The sequence below is a fragment of the Microcoleus sp. w1-18aA5 genome, assembly GCF_036701705.1.
Classification (GTDB): domain Bacteria; phylum Cyanobacteriota; class Cyanobacteriia; order Cyanobacteriales; family Microcoleaceae; genus Microcoleus.
Window position 1 is genome coordinate 73,002 of record NZ_JAUPTE010000006.1, and the last position, 19,942, is coordinate 92,943.

At 44.6% G+C, this 19,942-nt stretch carries 16 protein-coding genes; 11 read left to right on the plus strand and 5 right to left on the minus strand.

The genetic code is table 11. The features are described 5' to 3' along the window. The first annotated feature begins 35 nt into the window (after nt 1-35). Nucleotides 36-1,256: a heparan-alpha-glucosaminide N-acetyltransferase domain-containing protein gene (locus Q5691_RS03790; protein ID WP_333343934.1), complete on the plus strand. Its 1,221-nt coding sequence runs from the start codon at nt 36-38 to the stop codon at nt 1,254-1,256. Nucleotides 1,257-1,495: 239 nt separating this feature from the next. Further along, nucleotides 1,496-3,061: an NERD domain-containing protein gene (locus Q5691_RS03795; protein ID WP_333343935.1), complete on the plus strand. Its 1,566-nt coding sequence runs from the start codon at nt 1,496-1,498 to the stop codon at nt 3,059-3,061. A 10-nt stretch (nt 3,062-3,071) separates the two neighbouring features. Here the strand turns inward: Q5691_RS03795 and Q5691_RS03800 are convergent, their stop codons facing one another. Further along, nucleotides 3,072-4,793 (minus strand): RNA-directed DNA polymerase, encoded by a 1,722-nt coding sequence (locus tag Q5691_RS03800; protein ID WP_333343936.1) that lies wholly within the window; start codon nt 4,791-4,793, stop codon nt 3,072-3,074. Between the two features lie 183 nt (nt 4,794-4,976). Between Q5691_RS03800 and Q5691_RS03805 the strand changes: the two genes are divergently transcribed. Next, the gene (locus Q5691_RS03805) at nt 4,977-5,249 is read left to right on the plus strand and encodes a hypothetical protein (RefSeq protein WP_333343937.1); all 273 of its coding nucleotides are present in this window, start codon (nt 4,977-4,979) and stop codon (nt 5,247-5,249) included. 53 nt (nt 5,250-5,302) lie between these two features. On the opposite strand, the gene Q5691_RS03810 is transcribed toward Q5691_RS03805, so the two are convergent. Further along, entirely contained in the window at nt 5,303-5,491 is a 189-nt protein-coding gene (locus Q5691_RS03810) for a hypothetical protein (protein WP_333343938.1), read from the minus strand. A 76-nt stretch (nt 5,492-5,567) separates the two neighbouring features. Here Q5691_RS03810 and clpP point away from each other — a divergent pair, with 76 nt between their 5' ends. Further along, nucleotides 5,568-6,176 carry an ATP-dependent Clp endopeptidase proteolytic subunit ClpP gene (gene clpP / locus Q5691_RS03815; protein WP_006635758.1) on the plus strand — a complete coding sequence of 203 codons (609 nt, stop codon included), beginning with the start codon at nt 5,568-5,570 and terminating at the stop codon, nt 6,174-6,176. Between the two features lie 212 nt (nt 6,177-6,388). Here clpP and Q5691_RS03820 read toward each other — a convergent pair whose 3' ends face one another. Further along, the gene (locus Q5691_RS03820; RefSeq protein ID WP_333209807.1) at nt 6,389-7,366 is read right to left on the minus strand and encodes a hypothetical protein; all 978 of its coding nucleotides are present in this window, start codon (nt 7,364-7,366) and stop codon (nt 6,389-6,391) included. An 876-nt stretch (nt 7,367-8,242) separates the two neighbouring features. Between Q5691_RS03820 and Q5691_RS03825 the strand changes: the two genes are divergently transcribed. From Q5691_RS03825 to Q5691_RS03840, 4 genes are all read left to right on the plus strand, one after another. Beyond that, a complete protein-coding gene (locus Q5691_RS03825) occupies nt 8,243-10,609 on the plus strand; it encodes a ribonuclease R family protein (protein ID WP_333343939.1) in 2,367 nt (788 codons plus the stop codon). A gap of 410 nt (nt 10,610-11,019) precedes the next feature. Continuing rightward, entirely contained in the window at nt 11,020-11,643 is a 624-nt protein-coding gene (locus Q5691_RS03830) for a flavin prenyltransferase UbiX (protein ID WP_333209804.1), read from the plus strand. Between the two features lie 171 nt (nt 11,644-11,814). Continuing rightward, on the plus strand, nt 11,815-12,696 hold the full coding sequence (locus Q5691_RS03835) for a LapA family protein (RefSeq protein WP_333343940.1): 882 nt from the start codon (nt 11,815-11,817) through the stop codon (nt 12,694-12,696). Nucleotides 12,697-12,718: 22 nt separating this feature from the next. Further along, on the plus strand, nt 12,719-13,270 hold the full coding sequence (locus Q5691_RS03840) for a shikimate kinase (RefSeq protein ID WP_333343941.1): 552 nt from the start codon (nt 12,719-12,721) through the stop codon (nt 13,268-13,270). A 937-nt stretch (nt 13,271-14,207) separates the two neighbouring features. On the opposite strand, the gene Q5691_RS03845 is transcribed toward Q5691_RS03840, so the two are convergent. Both Q5691_RS03845 and Q5691_RS03850 read right to left on the minus strand, forming a co-directional pair. Beyond that, complete coding sequence (locus Q5691_RS03845; protein WP_333343942.1) at nt 14,208-14,651, minus strand: hypothetical protein; 444 nt, start codon at nt 14,649-14,651, stop codon at nt 14,208-14,210. Between the two features lie 63 nt (nt 14,652-14,714). Continuing rightward, entirely contained in the window at nt 14,715-15,119 is a 405-nt protein-coding gene (locus Q5691_RS03850; protein WP_006635751.1) for an NIL domain-containing protein, read from the minus strand. Between the two features lie 178 nt (nt 15,120-15,297). Between Q5691_RS03850 and Q5691_RS03855 the strand changes: the two genes are divergently transcribed. The 3 genes from Q5691_RS03855 (at nt 15,298) to Q5691_RS03865 (ending at nt 19,605) form a co-directional block, all read left to right on the plus strand. After that, nucleotides 15,298-15,900, plus strand: a complete 603-nt coding sequence (locus Q5691_RS03855; RefSeq protein ID WP_333082553.1) for a thioredoxin family protein — start codon at nt 15,298-15,300, stop codon at nt 15,898-15,900. A 63-nt stretch (nt 15,901-15,963) separates the two neighbouring features. Beyond that, the gene (locus Q5691_RS03860; RefSeq protein WP_333309679.1) at nt 15,964-16,176 is read left to right on the plus strand and encodes a hypothetical protein; all 213 of its coding nucleotides are present in this window, start codon (nt 15,964-15,966) and stop codon (nt 16,174-16,176) included. Nucleotides 16,177-16,380: 204 nt separating this feature from the next. Then, nucleotides 16,381-19,605: an efflux RND transporter permease subunit gene (locus Q5691_RS03865; protein ID WP_333343943.1), complete on the plus strand. Its 3,225-nt coding sequence runs from the start codon at nt 16,381-16,383 to the stop codon at nt 19,603-19,605. Nucleotides 19,606-19,942 lie beyond the last annotated feature (337 nt).

Here is a 19,942-nt window from a genome sequence, read left to right on the forward strand (position 1 = left end):
AGTGAACAGTGAACAGTTAACAAATAACTTAATTTATGCGCTTCACATCCCTTGATGTTTTTCGCGGAATTGCGATCGCCTCGATGATTCTAGTCAACAACCCCGGCAGTTGGAAACAGGTGTATCCACCGCTAGAGCACGCAGAATGGCACGGCTGCACCCCGACAGACTTAGTATTTCCGTTTTTCTTGTTCATCGTTGGCTGCGCGATGTCTTTCTCGCTGCCTAAATATATTCAAAATTATCCAAAAACCGGAATAGAAACCTCAAAAATTACACAAACAAAGGAAAAATCAGCATCCGCCAAAAACCCTCTTCCTTCTTCCTTCTTCCTTCTTCCTTCTTCAAATATTTACTGGCGAATTGCGCGCAGGGCCGCGATTCTATTTCTATTAGGATTGCTGCTAAATACATCTTCGATCGCCCTTGACGTACTTCTCAACAGCGCCCCAGTGGAAAACTTCGGTAAAATCCGCATCATGGGAGTATTGCAGCGCATCGGCTTAGCTTATTTCATCAGTGCGATCGCTATTCTCAACCTTCCCCCCCGCAATCAAAAACTGCTCGCTGTGGCCGTGCTTTTGGGCTATTGGGGCGCACTAACCGTATTTGCTGTAGGGGGGTACACTGCAGGCGAACTCACGCCAGAAGGGAATCTAGGAGGATATGTCGATCGGCTAATTCTCGGTAGCCAACACCTGTACAAAGGCGGCCCCTTCGATCCAGAAGGATTGTTGAGCACTTTACCCGCAGTTGTCACAGTCCTCACAGGCTACTTTACCGGAGAATGGCTGCGAGTACAGCAAATCAAAACCCGCACCAGTATCAACTTAGCAATCTGCGGTCTCAGTTGCGTGGTAATCGGCCACTTGTGGGGATTTTTATTTCCGATAAACAAACAACTTTGGACAAGTTCTTATGTAGTTTTTACTGCTGGTTGGGCTTTACTATTGCTAGCATTTTGCTACGAAACAATTGAAGTGCGGGATTGGAAATGGGGGAAACCGTTTGAAATCATGGGATTGAATGCAATTTTTCTGTTTGTTGCTTCCGGTATTGTCGCCAGAATCCTGTTGAAAACTCATATCGGTACTGGTGAAAATGCTCCAACAACTTACAGTTGGATTTATGAAAACTGGTTTGTGCCGTGGGCGGGGCCGCTGAATGGTTCTCTAGCATTTGCGGTGACTGCGGTATTATTTTGGTGGTTAATTTTGTATGGAATGTACCGCCGAGGTTGGGTGATTAAAATTTGAGTAGTTTAGTATGTAGTGGATATAACTCTTTTCTGGCTAGCGCCTGATCTGCTTGAATCGGAGTGTGCGAGGTACTAGATGCTTGAAAGGGAGACTTCCTCTGGCAAGTAGTAGCTAATGGGGCTTGACATACAAAAGCCTTTTGCGGTAATATACACCATAAAAATTATTCTCCAAATACTATATAAAAACTTACCAATAAAGTAGTAGTCATCTAAAAAGAGAAGAGGTGAATAGTTATGGCAAGAATGATTCCTCAAAAATTATCATCAACAACTAAGAGCTACGCAGAAAAGACTCTATTCCAGATTTTTGAAAAAAATTTGAGTGATGACTACGTTGTTTTTCATGGAGCATGGTGGCAGCACATCAAATATATCGTTCAAGATAGGGAAGCTGACTTCATCATTATTCATCCCGATCGAGGAATTATTATACTAGAAGCCAAAGGAGGGCAGATCGCCTACGATCATCTGAATATGGCATGGTATCAGAACCAATACAAGATGAAGATATCTCCTTTTCAACAAGCTAGAGAAATTAAGTATAAGTTTTTGGATTTTCTCAGTAAACACGACGAATTTAAAAATAAATATTTTTGTATTGGACAATGTGTGGCTTTTCCTGATATGGATGACGTGGCCAATAATCTACCCTCGGAAGCACCTCAAGAAATCTTACTTTTACGTCCTCAGTTAGGAAATATTAGTGGCTGGATATCTTCGGTTTTCGATTATTATCGAGCGGCAGGAAATTTCCCAAAACTTGGACAGCAGCGGACAGATTCAATCATTAACCTCATATCTCCAAGTACAGTGTTCAAAAAATATGTTGTTAATGATATTGGTGAAAACAACCAAGAAATTCTTCAATTAACAGAACAGCAATTCGATATCTTGAATAATTTGTGCTTCCATTCTCAGTGCATTGTTTTGGGCTGTGCTGGTTCAGGGAAGACTCAGTTAGCCATAGAAAAAGCACGAAGGTTATGCCAACATAAGGTTAGAACGCTCGTAATATGTAAATCTAATAACCTTTCTCTTTATCTCGCTGCTGCTTTACAAGATGAAATTACAGTAGGTTACTGTGTAGTTTATAGTTATGAAGAAATACAACTACAAAAATTTCAGTTAACATTTGAGTTTACAGCAATCATCGTTGACGAAGGACAAGACTTTGAGCAAAAGGAAATTAACGATTTGAAACAGTTGATTCCTGATGATGGAATATTCTACATTTTTCAAGATAGTAATCAAAAAATATCAAAAAATGCAAATAGATGCGCCCTTCAAGTAAACCCGACTGTCTTAAATAAAAACTGTCGAAATACTCACAAAATCTTCAAACATGCAGAGAAATTTGTATCCTGTATTTATGAAAGAAAGAGTTCATTAATTGAAGGAAGAGAAGTAATACATCAGATATATGAAGATACAGATGATATCTTTAGTCTATTAGAAAAAGATATTACCGATCTAGTGAATAAGGAGAATGTTTCTCCGGCTCAGATAGTTATATTAACTGATATGTATCCATCATCAAAGTCCCTACTTTCACAATATTCGCATATCGCTCGTTTTTATCTTAAGCCATATTCATTTTCCGATAAAGATCAAAATACTATTCATTGGTCGAATATAGGGATGTATAAGGGACTAGAAAGTGATGTTATAATGTTATTTTTTGAAAAAGAAAAGAATTTGATATTAAGTAATTGGGATATCGCAGATAGGTATGTTGGATCTACAAGAGCAAAAAGCTTGCTTGTTATTTATGAACCTCCCGATCGAGATATTGATTTTTAAGATTGGAATTTTACTGAGAATTCAAGTCTTCCGATTCATATTCTATTTCACTCTCTTCCAAAATCTCTTCAAAAGAAGCTAACCCTGGAGAATGATTTTCATATAAAGTTCCTATCTGATAAACAGCCTGTTGGATCGGTTTTGGTATGGGACGCTTTAAGTTATGAGATACAAAGTCTTGCAAATGTCGATGATCGCGGTCCCTGAACATCAGATAATAAGCATATATACAATTCAACTGCAATGCGATACAATTGATTTTCATTAACTTAGTTATATGTTCAATAATTCTATTTCGTAGTTTTTGATTCATCCCTATTCTTTCTATATAGGGTAAGCCCCCCTTTCGTGAATTAACCAGATGATGAATAATTCTAGTTTTGATAAATACATTAACAAGTTCATCATCAAATACTTTAAAAAGATATTTAAGGCTGATGTTTTGAATATCATTACTATAATTTTGTGATATAAATTTTACCCACAACCAAGAGTAATAGCTCCAATGTTTTGGGTATTTTTTGGACAATATATAAAGAGATTCCATCTGCTGACTAAATGCTTGATTTTCAAGTTTCGCGCCTAATTTAATGCCATTCAAAAAAACACAGATTTTTTTTGCTTTATCTTCATCATCAATATCGTTTATTTTTATAACTTTCTTTGGATATTTTAAAAAATATAATTTCTCATATTGCTCACTTGCTTGTTTAGAATCAATTTCTTTAATGATTTGGGTTTTATCTAGCTTTTTTTCTTGCTGGCTTTCATTAGAACTCTCTTCTTGACAGGGCATTCCATAAATCCCACTTTTATTTGAATGTTTAATGAATTTAATAATTTGTTCTTGAGCTTCTATGATTTTGGTTTTTGAAGTATTCAAATTTAGTCCTATTTTGAGAAGAAATTCTTGTAGGATTATTAACACCTTTAATGAATCACTTTTATTGTTTGTAAAAACTCTAAAATCATCTACATATCTGCCGAAATTTATACCTAAGTTGAATAATGCTTCATCCACTTCATTAAGAAATATATTAGCTATAAAGCCTTCTGCTGAATTTCCTATCGGTATACCTTGGCTATTATATGTTTCACATAATTTTCCGTCCACCATTGAATAGTAACAAGTTTTGAATTTCAATGTCCTACTAAATAGAATCATAAAATGACTTTCATTAGTTATGTTTAGTTTTTGTGAAATTGCTGACAGGAGATATTCATGAGATATAGAGTCATAAAAAGATGATATGTCGGTTTTCAGCAGACAAGTGCTATTTTCAACTTGGGCAAATTGCCAATCTATAAACTCTTGAAATCCTGCATAGTGAGGCATATATAAATATCTCTTGGATATCTTATTTTTTATATTTCTATCAAGACGATGTGAAAAGCAATTGTGAACAAACGTAAAATCCAATAGTTCAGCTAATACCGATACAAAAATAAATTTGATTACTAAGTCTTTGAATGGAGTGTATATCATCCTTCTGAAGAACATATCTGATTTTGGTAGATAGAATGAAAACGCAGTTTCTGGTTCATACAAACTGGGATTTTCCAGAGATAATTCAATTTCTTTAAATAATTTTTCTTTATTTTGTCGGTAGTAAGCTATTTCAATAAAGTTGCAGTAGGCATCTTCTTTGATTTGGTAGTAAATAGCATAGACATAGGCTTTTTCAAAAACTTCTCTTTTTTTAATTTGTTCAAGCCAAAAATCTTTATTCATTAGTTTGATTAATTTAAATGTTACCTATCAGCAAAGGATTCAATGGGTCAGGGCAAATCCCGAACGGCGGAGGGCATCAAGGGAAGGATTGCCGATCGCACCTCTAATGATATGAGAAAAGGGCGATGGATATTCTGATCGAGACACCAGTTTAGGTTAAATTTCAACGCAGGATGATGTATTATGCCGACCACTGCTCAAGAAACCTATATCCAAGTTGTCCGCACTTTGTCACTAACACAGCGGCTGCGCTTGGCAACTCTTATCCTCAACGAGTTATCGCAGCCAAATCTCGCTGTAGTCGAGCCAAGTGATACCTGGACTGAGGAAGATTGTCTCGATGTCACAACCTTTTCTTTGCAATACGCAGCTACTATCGTTCATAACGACCCCGACATTTTAGGGGGGGAGTCCTGTCTTTATCGGTACTCGCGTCCCGATGAAAATTCTGCTTGATTGTATCGAAGCTTGTGATTTGCTGAATGAGTTTCTAGACCATTTTTCTAGTGTCAGTCGCGATCGAGCGATTTCAGTTCTCCCAATGATACGATCGCCACATAACAACGTTTATTGATGTCCGCTTCCTCAACATCGATCGCCTGCAGGATCGGATTTCCGATCGCACCCCCGCCACAATTTCCCCAATGACCGCCCCAATCCGTTCCAAATAAAGGATTTTGCCGATTTCTCGATCGCACGCCACCGATCGCTAACTATAACTGAGCCCTAATCGCTAAAATTAAAAAAAGATACGTAATAGGCAGGCAGGCGTCAATGATCCCAACAGTTATAGAACAATCCGGTCGCGGCGAACGCGCCTTTGACATTTACTCGCGACTCCTGCGCGATCGCATCGTCTTCTTGGGCCAACAGGTTGACTCAGATTTGGCTAACCTGATCGTTGCCCAATTGCTATTTTTAGACGCCGAAGACCCGGAGAAAGATATTTACCTCTATATCAACTCCCCAGGGGGTTCGGTAACAGCAGGTATGGGCATTTTTGACACGATGAACCACATCCGCCCCGACATTTGCACTATTTGTCTCGGTTTGGCAGCCAGCATGGGCGCTTTTCTGTTGAGTGCCGGCGCTAAAGGCAAGCGGATGAGTTTGCCTCACTCCCGGATTATGATCCATCAACCTCTAGGCGGAGCTCAAGGACAAGCAACCGATATTGAAATTCAGGCCAAAGAGATTTTGTACCACAAACGTCGCCTGAACGAACATCTTGCCAACCATACCGGTCAGCCGCTTTCCCGCATTGAAGAAGATACCGAACGGGATTTCTTCATGTCCGCTGAAGAAGCAAAGGACTACGGATTAGTCGATCAAGTGATCGATCGCCGTCCTTCCGCCAGCCGCCCGATCGCCGCTGTGGTCTAAATAAAAAGTTAAAAATCAAAAATGAGGAAATATTCTTCATTTTTGATTTTTAATTTTTAACAGTCATATAGCAGTTTTCAGTGGAGTGAATTACAGATGCTGGGGCCCATGATACGGCATCATAGTTAAATCCTTACTGTTTTTCATACAATTGAAAACTGCTATATGTAGCTATTTTTTAAAAAAATCACACCTAGAAACCTACAGAATTACTAAGGCAAAGATTCGAGATATTGCAGGAAGTCGAGCAATTCTACTTGATTTAAGAAATGGCGCGCTTCTTTGCCATAACCTTGTTTGAGATAATCTTTTCCTTGGTTGGGAGTCCAGTTCAACCGCTTGATTTCCTCAGTAGTTCTGCTGTAGATTTCCAGATATTCTAGGAAATCTACCAACTGTTCGGTAGAAAGCTCTCTCTGAGACGACTTGCCGTAATTGTGTTCGAGACAGTCGCTTTCCTGTTTTTTCTTCCATTGCAGGCGTTTGAGGATGGCATCTATTTGGGCGATCGTATCAGAATTATCCTCGATCGCATCGCTGGGGATTCCCACCGCGATCGGTTGCAATTCCCTGACTTCGGCCGCACCCTGTAGCAGTTCACTTTCGCTAGAAGTCGGTACATCCAGTTCCTGAAGGGGTTCGCCGTAGCTAGAAGAAAGCCAAGCGTCCGAGTCTAACTGCTTTGGTACAAATCCAGTAGCCTCGACGCGATCAACCGTTGGCGGCAGCGGTTCCGGTACAGGTGCGATCGGCTCTTCATTTAATTTCGTTTCAGTCTTGACAAAATTGCTTTGATATGTTTCAGGCAATTTGTCAGCAACAGGCATTTCTAGAATCGGAAGAGGAACACTTGTCGGCCCAACAGGAACCGGAACAGCAGCAGGAGGGGGAGGGGGAGGAGCAACTGGAGCAACGGAAGCAACCGGAGCAATCGGAGCAACTGGTGCAACCGGAGCCGGATCAAAACTCGCGATCGCACGATCGGGCGCAGCAAATCCAAGGACAGCGATCGCTCGCAACCGGGCGCGGTCTTCAGCATCCTCAACAGACTCAGCAGCCGACATAGCCGTAGCCAGAGTTTTGCCGTCAACCTGAACCAGACAGCGAACAACAAACTTACCGTGATGAACAGTCAGCAACTCACAAATTAACTGTCCAGCGGGATAAAGGGCGCGAAATTCAGCAAACATAATTTTTTGACCCCGAAACCAGAGGGGGCTTATGACTTAAGTGTAGTACAGCCCTGAGAAAACAATTTTCTGAAAGCACCTATTCAACATACAATAAATTAAAGGTGAGTCATCCGCGCAACCTTAAACGCCACTAAACCCCATGCCACATCCAGCGGTTTAAGCTAACAAGCATCGGGCGTCATTTCTACCTATAGGAGATGACACAGCAACTAAGCAAAAGTAGTAAAAGTCTCCGGTTTGCGTACCTGCACTTTCTACAGCACAGATTGCTCCCGGCCCGCTCGTTGCACCTCCGTCCGCAAGGACAGATCGCGTGCAAAAAACAGGGGCATCGCAGCGGCGAGCTACTAGCAATTTTGCCTTGATCCGGTAAGTTCTTTGCTAAAGCAAGAGGCAAGAGGCACTTCAAAAGGAAGAAGGAACAACGCAGAAGGAAACAAGGCAGAAGCGAGAAATGCACATTTTCTCCCTCTCCATCCCTCCATCGGCTCATCCTCGACTCAAGCCGTTGCTTTCAGTATCGAGCCATCTTTTAAGAACCGACAGAGGCTTTCTAATTCGCGAAGTGCTCGGCGCTGCTGACCTAAAAGCAAACAAACCAACGCTAAAAAATTGTATTGGGGAATAGCGTGCGGGACAGTTTTCTGCACCGTCAGCAGTCAGTTCAATACAGACAGCAGACAATTAGCACGAAGCCGGTGTCGGGAGAGAATCTCAAAAAAAACTCGCGATGAAACAAGGTGGCTGTGCTCGCGTCTCCACCTATCAACCCGCGCATTTGTTGGGAAGCAGGCACTGCGAGGGCCCGAGGGGGTGCGGCTGATTTCGCCAAAATTTAGACTAATTGCTGGAAACAAGAGGATCGATCGCTACATGGAATTTTCTATCGCTGCACTGCTGGCAAATTTTACAGAAGACAAATTAGTGGCTCCAAAAGCATTGGAGAAAAAACTCGACTGCAACGACGCCACCAGTCAACTCAAACTTCAAATCGCATTAGAAGCTCTAGAGAAAATTGGCATATTAGTCAAAGACAAAGGCCGCTATCGCCGAGTAGCTGAAGACGACGTAGTAGAAGCAAAACTGCGCTGTTCGAGCAAAGGATTTTGCTTTGCAATTCAAGACGCCGAAGGCTCAGAAGACGTTTATGTGCGGGAAAGTCACCTCTCGACAGCTTGGAATGGCGATCGAGTCTTAGTCAAAATCATCAAAGAAGGTAGCCGCCGCCGATCGCCCGAAGGCGAAGTCATGCTCATCCTCGAACGCGCCAACCCCTCGGTACTGGCGCGAGTCAAGCAAACCGCCACCCCCACTGGCCGCGTCAGCTACAGAGCAATCCCCCTGGACGATCGCCTGTTGTTTGAACTAGACTTGCTCGCAAACGGCACAAATCTCCAAGAGGCGATCGACCATCTAGTACACGTCGAAGTCAAACGCTACCCCCTCGGCACCCATCGGCCAGTCGGCAAAGTAGTACAGGTACTCGGTTCCGACGCCGAAGCCGCTGACGACCTCGACATCGTATGCTGCAAACACGACTTACCGCGATCGTTCCCCGCCGCCGTCATCAAAGCAGCGGAAAATTTGCCCAGCAAAGTCAAAAAAACCGACATCAAAAAACGCCTAGATTTGCGTAACATTCTGACTGTTAGCTTCAGCAAAAACGAACCGGCAACAACCAACAGCGAAAACAATGCTCCTCAAGCCCAGGAGGAAAATCTCTCCGAAGGAGGAGGCGAAAAGGAGTTTGACCCGACATCCTTCCTCTCCGATCCGCCAGTGGAACGCGCTTTGTCGATCGAAACCCTGAAGCCCGGCCGCTGGCAAATAGGAATCCACATCAGCGACGCCGCCGAGTACGTGCAGCCAGAAACCCCGATCGACCGCGAAGCGCGCAAGCGAGGCACCGCCGCCCATCTGGGAGAAAAAATCATCGCCGTACTGCCAGAAACCCTCAACGAGCGCTGCTCCCTGCTGCCAGACAGCGAACGGCTGGCCTTCAGCATACTGCTCACCCTCGACCAATCAGGAGAACTCCTAGAATACGAAATTCAAACCAGCGTCATTCAAATTGACTACCACCTTACCTACGAGCAAGCTCAAGCAATTCTCGAACCAGGCGATGCCGAAGAGCACCCTTTATCCTCCGCCCTCCGTCCTTTCCTCGATCAACTCGGTGCCGCCTCACAGGCAGCCAGACAGACAAGGCTCAAACGGGGAGCTTTTGAACTAAATTTGCCTGATGCTAACTCTCACTTCGACGACGAAGGCGAATTAGGAGCTTTTGCAACAGCTCCCCCCGCTCAGTCGGCTGTGTCCGAGTTGGTCGTACTCGCCAACCAAGCTGTCGCCACTCACCTGCAAGCCTTGGGAGTCCCAGCAATTTACCGTGTCCAGCCGATGCCAGACCCGGCAGACATTCAAGAGTTCATCAAACTCTCCAACAACCTCGGAGGCGAACTGTATCTCGAAACCGAAGAAGAAGTTGTGCCTTTGGACTTTCAGCGATTTACCCAGCAGTTTGCCGGCCTTAAGTCCGAAAGAGTTCTCACCTACCTGCTAGAAGACACCATGAAGCCCGCTGTTTACAGCACAACTCCCAAGCCACACTTCGGTTTGGGGCTGTCAGAGGGTTACACGCGCTGCACTTCGCCGCTTTCCCGTTATGCCGATTTGCTGGTACTGCGGGTGTTGCAAGCGGTGTTCGAGCAAGGCCGCAGCAGCCGCACAACACGGGCTAAGGAAAAAGTTGACTTGCACCATTCCTCCTGTCACGGTCAAATTACTTGGAATGTTCTCCCCCCAGATTTGCACCACGAATTTGAGACGGAGTTTGCATCGGTAGTAGTACACCTAACCGAACGCGAAAGAGTTGCTGAGGATGCCGAAAGCGATTTGCAGGGATTGAAGAAAACCGGATTGATGAAAGAACGCACCGGGCAAACTTTCCAGGGTTTGATTACAGGTGTGCAGTCTTACGGTTTCTTTGTGGAAATTGAGGTGCGGCCACCCGATAGCGACATCTTGCGTGTTGAGGGATTGGTGCACGTTTCTTCGCTAAAGGATGACTGGTACGAATATCGATCGCGCCAGCAAACTCTGGTAGGCCGCAAAAACCGCAATCAGTACCGTTTGGGCGATCGGGTAGAAGTTCAAGTCAAGAGTGTTGACTACTACCGCCAGCAAATTGATTTAGTTGCAGTTGGTGGCGGCAGTCAAGCTTTTGATGATGATGAATAATCAGTTGACAGTTGACAGTTGACAGTTGACTGTTGACGGTTAACTGTTATTAATACTTAGTTGTCAGTGTCTAGCAACTAAGTATTAATGGACTACCAACTAGACTCAAAAATCATCAAAAAATAATTCATGACTAATATCAAATCCGGTAGCAGCGTCGGGCGTACAATCCCGTCAAAACTCGACACTCACGGACGGTGTAACCGGAATTTATATAACTTATCTGCGTTAATTTGTGTTAATCTGCCTATATCTGCGGTTTAAAAAAGAGAATTTCTTCACCGCAGATGACAAGGGATGGACGCTGATTTACGCAGATGAAGATAAGAGATTTATGAATAATTCCTATGCTAACAGATTTGATATAACAACTAATTACTAACAGTCAACAGTCAACTAAAAAATAACTAATGACGAATAACTACCCCCTAATTGTAGGAGTTACTGGTGCATCGGGACTGATTTATGCGGTGCGAACATTGAAATATTTGTTGGAAGCCGATCGCGCGATCGAACTGGTCGCTTCCAAGTCTACTTACATGGTTTGGCAAAGCGAACAGAACACGCGAATGCCCGCCGAACCGACGCTACAAGAGGAATTCTGGCGGGAACAAGCAGGAGTAGCCACAATGGGTAAACTTCGCTGTCATCCCTGGCAAGATGTCGGTGCTAATATTGCTAGTGGCTCCTTTCGCACTCAAGGGATGATGATTATTCCCTGTAGCATGAGTACGCTGGGCAAGTTGGCGGCTGGCTTGAGCTCGGATTTGCTCGAAAGAGCGGCCGACGTTCAGCTCAAGGAAGGGCGAAAATTGGTACTCGTGCCTCGCGAAACGCCTTTTAGCTTGATCCACCTGCGGAATTTGACTACCTTGGCGGAAGCTGGAGCTAGAATTGTACCAGCGATTCCTGCTTGGTATCACAATCCGCAAACTATTGAAGATTTGGTAGACTTTGTGGTGGCTCGCGCTTTAGACCAGTTGGGGATTGATTGCGTTCCTCTCAAACGCTGGAAAGAAGAAGAAGGGAGTTAGTTGACAGTTGACAGTTGACAGTTGACAGTTGACGGTTGACCGTTGGCAGTTGGCAGTTGACAGTAACAACCAATAACCAATAACCAATAACCAATAACCAATAACTGACAACAAACAACTGACAACAAACAACTGACAACTGACAACAAACAAATTACCAATATTTTTAATATGCGACCTGTATTTTTGCTAGTAATTGTGGTGGGGCTAACTATTTTTGCCCTGCAAAATGTGGAGCCGGCCTTATCGCTGGTGTTTTTGGGAGTTCGATCGCCTGCTGTGCCCTTATCTATCTGGATTTTGCTGAGCATGGCGGTGGGAGCTCTCACATCTTTATTGATTTCTGGTTTGCTGGCTTTTGCAAATTACCTATCTCTAACGGCAGACCGCGCCGGCAGATCCAGTCGCAGCCGTCCCGATACTTTCCCAGAGGACAGGAGAACGCCTTACACGCCGCCTCCCCCTCCTAGAAAGCTGGAAATTGACCCGGATCTGAATAGGGAAAATAGTCAAACTCAGGCTGCTGGTTCCTACCGAACTGAGTACGGCACGTCGGCTGGTTACAGTGCCGGGACTTTCCTGCAAGAAACTCCGAACCCGGATGGGGCGAAGAATTACGCTCAACCGGGGGCTTATGCAGCAGACGATGAGGACGATTGGGTCTCAGATGGCTCAAAATCCGGCTCTCAAGGGGGTGATGACGATTGGGGGGACGATCGCGATTTTTCCGATCAACCCCAGGTAAATGATGTTCCAGCGGCAAATCCGAGGGCTTACGAAGCTCAGCAGGAACCGAAAAGCAAGTCTTGGGCTGGCTCAGTATACTCTTACGGTTATCGAGATCCGAGCCAGTCTGGGGTGGGGCAAACTGAGGCTGTATACGATGCGGAGTATCGAGTGCTGGTTCCTCCGGGAGGGGATATTCCTAAACCCGCTGATGAAGCACCAATAAATCCTCTTGCCGAAGCAGATGATGATTGGGGATTGGATGAGGGTGATGTGTTTGAGGACGATGATCGCCCCAGTGGCGGATCGATTAACCTGAAAAAATAGAAAAATATCGGAGGATTGGGCAGTGGATGGGTTGAGGGGAGTAAATATCTATCTCGTCGGGATGATGGGTGCGGGGAAAACAACGGTGGGGCGGATTTTGGCAAAAAAATTAAAATACCGTTTTTTTGATACTGATGAACTAATTGTTCGAGTTGCTAATCAGTCAATTGCTGAGATTTTCGATCAAGAAGGGGAAGAGGCTTTTCGGGAACTAGAAAGTAAAGTGCTTGGGGAGTTGTCTGCGTATCAAAATTCGGTCGTGGCTACGGGCGGTGGCATTGTGACGCGATCGAGAAATTGGGGTTACTTGCACTACGGTGTAGTGGTTTGGCTGGATGTGCCTGTAGATCAACTGTACGATCGACTGCGTTCGGATACCGCTCGACCCCTACTGCAGGAGGGCGAGATTAAATCAAAGCTGCAAAGCCTTTTGAAAGAGCGAGAGCGTTTCTACACTCAAGCAGATGTCCGAGTCTATGCTGGTGTGGGTGAAAGGCCTGAAGCAGTGGCGAATAGGGCGATCGAGGAAATCCAAAAAGTTATCAAACCAGAAACCGGGCCTGATCTCAATTGATACATTCATAAACCCGGTTTGTGGGAAAATAACAGGTTTTTGAAGACTTGTGATATTAGTTCCCAAAAATAATGCAACCCTAAGCAAGCTCCAAACCACCAGCTTCATCAGTTATTCCCCAAATCTAAAATCTAAAATCTAAAATCTAAAATTGTATGACTTCGGTAAAAATACTGATTTTTGTCTGAGTGTGTCCGTTTAACTACCCCATATTTTGAAATCCACCGGGTTTGAGTGGATGTAATGCGTAAGTTTTATAGGTACGAGGATGTGGCGATACGGAGATTTTATACAAGAACTAATGCCAGAATCATCTGATTCGTTGAAAGCCGGCTATTGAGTTATCCCTAAAAATAAAATGGCCCCACCGCTGAAGGGCTGTAGGGCGCAAGGACAGTTAAACGCTAACTTGATTGTCGGGAAATTTAGCATCAATGATACCCTGCTATGTGACGATTTTACGATCGTCCATTCCCTCATCAACTCTCTCGTATCAAAAAATGTAACCCAGCACCGATCGAATTTAATCTGTCCTATTCTAAAAACAATACCTCATGCATTCTGACTAGCAGCTCCCGAAAGCTGCTTTTTTATTGCCATAAGTTTTTGGCTGCGGGACTTCCGGGATCTTGGCAATAACATTTTGATCACAAGTCGCTACAGTTCAATACAACCCTAGGGGTTTTCAGTTCCACTCCCGGTGTGTCGGTAATTAGTAATTGGGAATTAGTAACGCGCAACGGGGAATCGGAAATTTAGAAGCTTGACCTCACGAGGCTGGAAAACTGCTATGATTACGGCGCGGAACGGGGAATTAATCCGGGGGTGGGGTATTGAAAAAAAATAAGCTGTATTTATTGATGGACAATCTGATAGTTTTCGGCTAAATATCCGTTGCGAGTTATAGAATTTGGTTGGATGAATTTCCCGTTCCCAATTAAGAGAATACGAGCCTGCCTGTTTTTAACCAAAACTCCAGAGATCCGCCCAACCCCACACCAGTTAAAGAAATGGTAGCTAATACCGCAAAAGCCCGCCAATTCTTCCAACCAGACATTTGAATATCGAGTCTTGCTAAAGCTCCGGCTGAAATCAAGAGTAAACAAGTAGCAAAAAGGTGCATCCAGGCAAAAACTACCACTGCCACAAAAGCTCCTACAATAATAGAAAGAAAAGCACCAATATCACTCGAAAACCACCGAAAAATTAAGGCTTTTATGTCTCTCAGCGGGAACGACAAGGCGACAGCCAACACTAAAATTGAAGCTATGGCTAGAAACCAAGTCAGGTGCGGGGGAACATCAAACTCCGATAATTTCCAGCCAAAAGTGAAATAAGTAACAAAAAGTAGAGTTAGGGAAACCCAAGAGTTTTTTTTCATCCAATGGCACAATTAGGAGAACCAGGGAAAAAAGATGATGCTTCCGATGAGTGTATACAGTTTCTAGAGGTTAGTAGAAATAGCTTGCACCGGACAAGTAGGGATGCACTGCTCGCAAACGATACACCGCGATCGAGCAAAACTTAGTTTAAAGCTTTCTGGGTCAAGGGTCAAGGCTTCCGTCGGGCAAACTCCCGTACACAAACCGCAGTGAACGCAGATATCTTCGTCTATGAGTATTTCCCGACTGGCTAGGGAAACGCCGATATTTTGCGATCGCATCCAGTCGATCGCCGCTTCTAGTTGGTCGATGTCCCCTGATAACTCTAGCACCAGTTTGCCCACTTGATTAGGAGCTACCTGAGCACGGATAATGTTGGCTGCAACATTAAAATCCTTTGCCAGTCGATAGGTGACAGGCATTTGGATCGATCGTTGGGGAAACGTCAGTGTTACCCGTTTTTTCACCCTGCAAGTCCTCGGTAATTTACAAACAATCTTTGTTATCTTCTGTTTTAGCGCACTTAATCTAATTACTGCCTTTAGCACAAATTTTTATGAAATGGGTCTGATTATCTCAAAATGTGCTATAATCTGAATCTATTATTTAAAATAAAAACATAGAAATCAAAGCGCAATTTATTTTATGACCCAGAATTCGCCCAAGTCAACGGTCGCCCCCGTCGCCAAAAATCCCGAAACAAAAGTCGCCACGCGCCTCAGAAACTTATTGATCGTGTTAACAGCGATCGCTCTTTCAATATCCATCTTCTTCGGGCTGCAAACCCAAACGCCGTCAAGCAGTCTCACCGACATGGCAAAAGCTTCAACGCCATTAGAAACAGCTTTGGTAAATGGGAAACCGACACTCATGGAATTTTATGCTAATTGGTGCGGTAGCTGTCAGGCAATGGCTAACGATTTGAGCGAAATCAAACAGAAATATGCCGAACCGCTAAATTTTGTGATGCTGAATGTAGACAATGACAAATGGCTGCCAGAAATCACCAAATATCGAGTAGACGGCATTCCGCACTTTGTCTACTTGAACGATAAAGGCAGCGCCGTTGCTGAAACGATGGGCGAAATGCCGCGCAGTATTATGGAAGCTAACTTAGAAGCTTTAATTGCAGGAAAACCTCTGCCACACGCCCAAGCTGGCGGTCAAGTTTCTAATTTTACTCCCCCCACAGGGCCTGTGAAAACAAGTAGCTCCGACCCCCGCGTCCACGGCTCTCAAGTACAGTAAAAGAAGGAAGTTCGGCAACGGATTCGCTCCACGAATGTAACGGATGTAACGGATGTCAGTTCGATGGAAGTCGGAAGTCGGAAGAAGAAGAAGAAGAAGAAGGAAGAGAGAAAAGGGAAGAAAACTTTAGGAACAGGCAAGATGCCTGTTCCACCAAAAAGTTTATTTGTTGTGGAACAGGCATCTTGCCTGTTCCTGATGGCGATAACTTATAGAGATTCAAAATCCCCTCGCAATTTCTGCCAATCTGCATTTTGGGCGATCAACTACCTCTAAAGGAATATTCAAAAAAACATTTTTGACAATTTATTAAAATTTATTATACTACTTGTCAGGTGCAGAGCGTAAATATTCTCTCACTGCCTATACAAAATAAAGCCTGAGCGAAAACAATTTGGTCGCCAGCCCCGCGATTCATTCCTTTGCAGGCTGGCTGACTGGGTAAACTTTTCAATTCAAAAATCTAAAATCTAAAATCAAATGACCCCCGACAAACCCGGATTCAGCATTAGCGCGACCGCCATCCGTCGCCATATTGGCACCCTCATGCTGACACTTGCTATTATAATCGTGGGCTTTTTCTACATCACCCAACTGCCCGTTGACTTGCTACCATCGATCACCTATCCCCGCATCGGCGTTCGCTTAAACGCCCCAGGCGTCTCCCCAGAAGTAGCAATAGACGAAGTTACCCGCCCACTTGAACAAGGACTTTCCGCCACTGAAGGCGTCATGCAAGTTTTCTCGCGGACTCGCGAAGGACAAGTCAGCGTCGATTTATTTTTCAAACCCGGGGGCAACATCGACCAGGCCCTCAACGACGCCACCGCCGCGGTCAACCGCATCCGCAACCGACTTCCCGATACAGTTGAATCGCCCACTCTCTTCAAAGTTGACCCTTCCCAGCAGCCGATTTACGAATTTGCCCTCACTTCCAACTCATTGCAAGGAGTTGATTTGCGCGTATTTGCCGACGAAGAATTATCCAGAGAATTAAACGTAATTCCAGGAATCGCAGCAATTGACGTTGCCGGCGGCGTGCAAGAAGAAATTCAAGTAAATATTGACTTAAATCGCTTGCAATCTTTAGGGGTCAGTATTTCCGACGTTTTATCAGCCCTCGAATCCCGCAACCTCGACACTTCCGGCGGGCGGCTGCGGCAAGAAGCAGCGGAACCTTTAACCCGTACCGTCGGGCGATTTAAGAACGCCAAAGAAATTCAGGCAATTTCCTTTCAAGCATCGGGTTCTAATCCACCCAAACGAGTGTTTTTGCGCGATTTTGCTCAGGTAATTGACGGTACAGAAGAAGAGCGAGTTAAAGTATTTCTCAATCAGAAAGCAGCCGTAAAAATTAGCATTCAAAAGCAGCCGGACGCGAATACAATCTCAGTTGTAGACGGCATCAAAAAGCGGCTAGAAGAATTAAAAGAATCCGGGGTAATTCCCGAAGGCACGACTATCGTCAATACCTTCGACGAGTCTAAGTTTATCCGCGATTCTATTAGCAATGTCCTATTTTCTGGTTTAACCGGGGCTGTTTTAGCGGGGGCATCTGTATTGCTTTTTCTCGCTTCCCTTCGCCAAACTTTGATTATTGTCCTAGCAATTCCCCTCGCAACTTTAATGGCGATTATTCTGATGGGAGTTTTTGGCCTATCTCTGAACGTTTTCAGTTTGGGCGGTTTGGCGCTGGGTGTGGGAATTGTGGTCGATAACTCGATCGTGATGCTGGAGAATATTGTCGAAGGAACCAGCAATAAAAAAAGTGCCAACGGTCAGCGCTTCAGTAACAAGCAGTTGATGCAGCAAGCAGAAAAAAGCAGCCAAGAATTAGAATCAGCTTTATTTGCTTCCACCATCACTAACTTAGTTGCCGTACTACCATTTTTGCTAATAGGCGGCTTAGTTTCCTTACTTTTCAACGAATTAATCCTCACCATCACCTTTTCCGTCGCCGCCTCTCTGATTGTCGGATTGACAGTAGTACCGATGATGGCTTCTCGACTGCTAGCGTTGCGGCTATCCAGCGGTTTGAGCAACTTTTGGCCGCTGCGCGCATTCGATCGAGCTTTTACCAATGCTACCGCCGGTTACGGTAAATTTTTATCGGGCATAGTGCGGTGGCGGTTGATTATCATTGCAGTAGCGATTATTGGATTGGGCGGCGGCAGTTGGCTGATGGCTGGTCAAATTCCCCAGGAAATATTGCCCAGAATTAATACCGGTCAAGCGAGATTGTTTGCTTTGTTTCCTGCGGGCACAAATTTGGCAACCAACCAAAGAATCATGGCAGAAGCTGATAAAATTATCCTCAGCCAACCAGAAACTCAATACACTTTGACGACGGTGGGCGGGCTGTTATTCGGCAACAATACGGTTGAGAATGTGCTGCGCGGCGGCTGCAACATTACGCTGAAACCTGGCACCAATACATTGGATTTTGTGCAGCGAGTTACGCAAGAATTGAATAAAAAAATTGACTTGCCCAAAAATACTCGTTTGCGTCTGAATCCAGAAAATGTGCGAGGTTTGGTTTTAACTAATTCGCCAGTGCGTGGCGCGGAAGTTGATGTCCTGCTTCAGGGCGAAAACGAGCAAATATTGCAGCAAGCCGGCCGCGAGATATTGGCCACTTTGGATGAGAAGGTAAAGTTAGCTACTTTTCGCCCGGATGCAGACCCGCAGCAAACGGAAGTGCAGATTCGCCCCAACTGGGAACAAGCGGAAATCTACGGCTTGAATGCGAGGCAAATCGGAGAGGCGATTCAGACAGCTATTCAAGGTTCTGTTCCTACGCAATTGCAGCGGGGAAACCGTTTGGTTGATGTGCGGGTACAATTCGATCGCGCTGCTGTTCAATCGATTTCCGCACTAAAATTTATCCCTTTAACTGCTAGGGATAACAGCATTATCCGCTTGAGCGATGTGGCGAATATTGAACTGGGAAAAGCGCCTGGGGAAATTCAAAGGCTTAACCAGCGGCAAGTTTTCATGATTGCGGGGAATGTTAATAAGGGCGCGAGTTTGGGCGCTGCTTTGAAACAAGTGGATACAGTTTTGTCGGAAATCAAATTGCCGCCGGGAGTACGAGTTATACCGAGTTCGGCGGCGGAAACTAACCGGGAATTGCAAAGTTCGCTGATTGTTTTGGGCTCTTTGGCGGCGTTTTTGGTATTTGTGGTGATGGCGGTGCAGTACAATTCGCTTGTCGATCCGCTGGTGATTATGTTAACGGTGCCGCTGGCTTTGGCTGGGGGGATTTTCGGGCTGTATGCGACTAAAACTGCGATCGGCGCAACGGTGATTGTGGGGGCGATTTTGCTGGTGGGAATTGTGGTAAATAATGCGATTATTATGGTGGAGTTGGCGAACCAAATTCTGGAAGATGAAAAGGTCGATCGCACGACAGCAATTCTCAAAGCGGCACCTCAGCGCTTGCGTCCGATTTTGATGACAACTATTACCACAGTTTTGGGTTTATTCCCCCTAGCTTTGGGCATTGGAGACGGTTCGGAATTCTTGCAACCGCTGGGTGTGGTGGTGTTTTCCGGTTTGTCGCTGGCGACTATGCTGACGCTGTTTATTATTCCGTGTTTTTACATTTTGCTGCACGATTTCTTCGGGATATTTGCAGGGAATAAGAAACCGCAGGCGGTGGCTATTCCCTTGCAGAAGGCCGGGAGAAAAAATGCGAATTTGTAAAATGTAGCGTCAGCAAATACGCACTTTCCCGCAATCCGGCAGGGGTTTAAACCCCTGCCTCATAGCGAAAGTCGGTTAAAACCGACTGCTGATTGTGAGGGAAAGCCTTATCGATTTCAGTCCTCTTTTAGAGGACTTTTGCTATGAGACAGGGAATGAATTCCCTGTCGGGCTGTCGGACTTACCAACAATATCGGTGCTGCATTTGATGTTAAGCTGACCCACCGTAATAAAATCAGCCAGTAAGGTGAATTTGACATCAGAAATTATTTATGCTACAATATATACTACATAACAATAAGCAAAATAAATCTCAATAAAAATGCCCTACGAAAAA

What these genes read in the sequence shown, in the direction of transcription:
- Q5691_RS03860 (WP_333309679.1), top strand. Translation starts at nt 15,964, where the DNA reads ATGGAAGTCGGAAGTCGGAAGAAGAAGAAGAAGAAGAAGGAAGAGAGA.
- Q5691_RS03845 (WP_333343942.1), bottom strand. Translation starts at nt 14,651, where the DNA reads ATGAAAAAAAACTCTTGGGTTTCCCTAACTCTACTTTTTGTTACTTAT.
- Q5691_RS03865 (WP_333343943.1), top strand. Translation starts at nt 16,381, where the DNA reads ATGACCCCCGACAAACCCGGATTCAGCATTAGCGCGACCGCCATCCGT.
- Q5691_RS03790 (WP_333343934.1), top strand. Translation starts at nt 36, where the DNA reads ATGCGCTTCACATCCCTTGATGTTTTTCGCGGAATTGCGATCGCCTCG.
- Q5691_RS03855 (WP_333082553.1), top strand. Translation starts at nt 15,298, where the DNA reads ATGACCCAGAATTCGCCCAAGTCAACGGTCGCCCCCGTCGCCAAAAAT.
- Q5691_RS03800 (WP_333343936.1), bottom strand. Translation starts at nt 4,793, where the DNA reads ATGAATAAAGATTTTTGGCTTGAACAAATTAAAAAAAGAGAAGTTTTT.
- Q5691_RS03820 (WP_333209807.1), bottom strand. Translation starts at nt 7,366, where the DNA reads ATGTTTGCTGAATTTCGCGCCCTTTATCCCGCTGGACAGTTAATTTGT.
- Q5691_RS03825 (WP_333343939.1), top strand. Translation starts at nt 8,243, where the DNA reads ATGGAATTTTCTATCGCTGCACTGCTGGCAAATTTTACAGAAGACAAA.
- Q5691_RS03830 (WP_333209804.1), top strand. Translation starts at nt 11,020, where the DNA reads ATGACGAATAACTACCCCCTAATTGTAGGAGTTACTGGTGCATCGGGA.
- Q5691_RS03795 (WP_333343935.1), top strand. Translation starts at nt 1,496, where the DNA reads ATGGCAAGAATGATTCCTCAAAAATTATCATCAACAACTAAGAGCTAC.
- clpP (WP_006635758.1), top strand. Translation starts at nt 5,568, where the DNA reads ATGATCCCAACAGTTATAGAACAATCCGGTCGCGGCGAACGCGCCTTT.
- Q5691_RS03805 (WP_333343937.1), top strand. Translation starts at nt 4,977, where the DNA reads ATGCCGACCACTGCTCAAGAAACCTATATCCAAGTTGTCCGCACTTTG.
- Q5691_RS03835 (WP_333343940.1), top strand. Translation starts at nt 11,815, where the DNA reads ATGCGACCTGTATTTTTGCTAGTAATTGTGGTGGGGCTAACTATTTTT.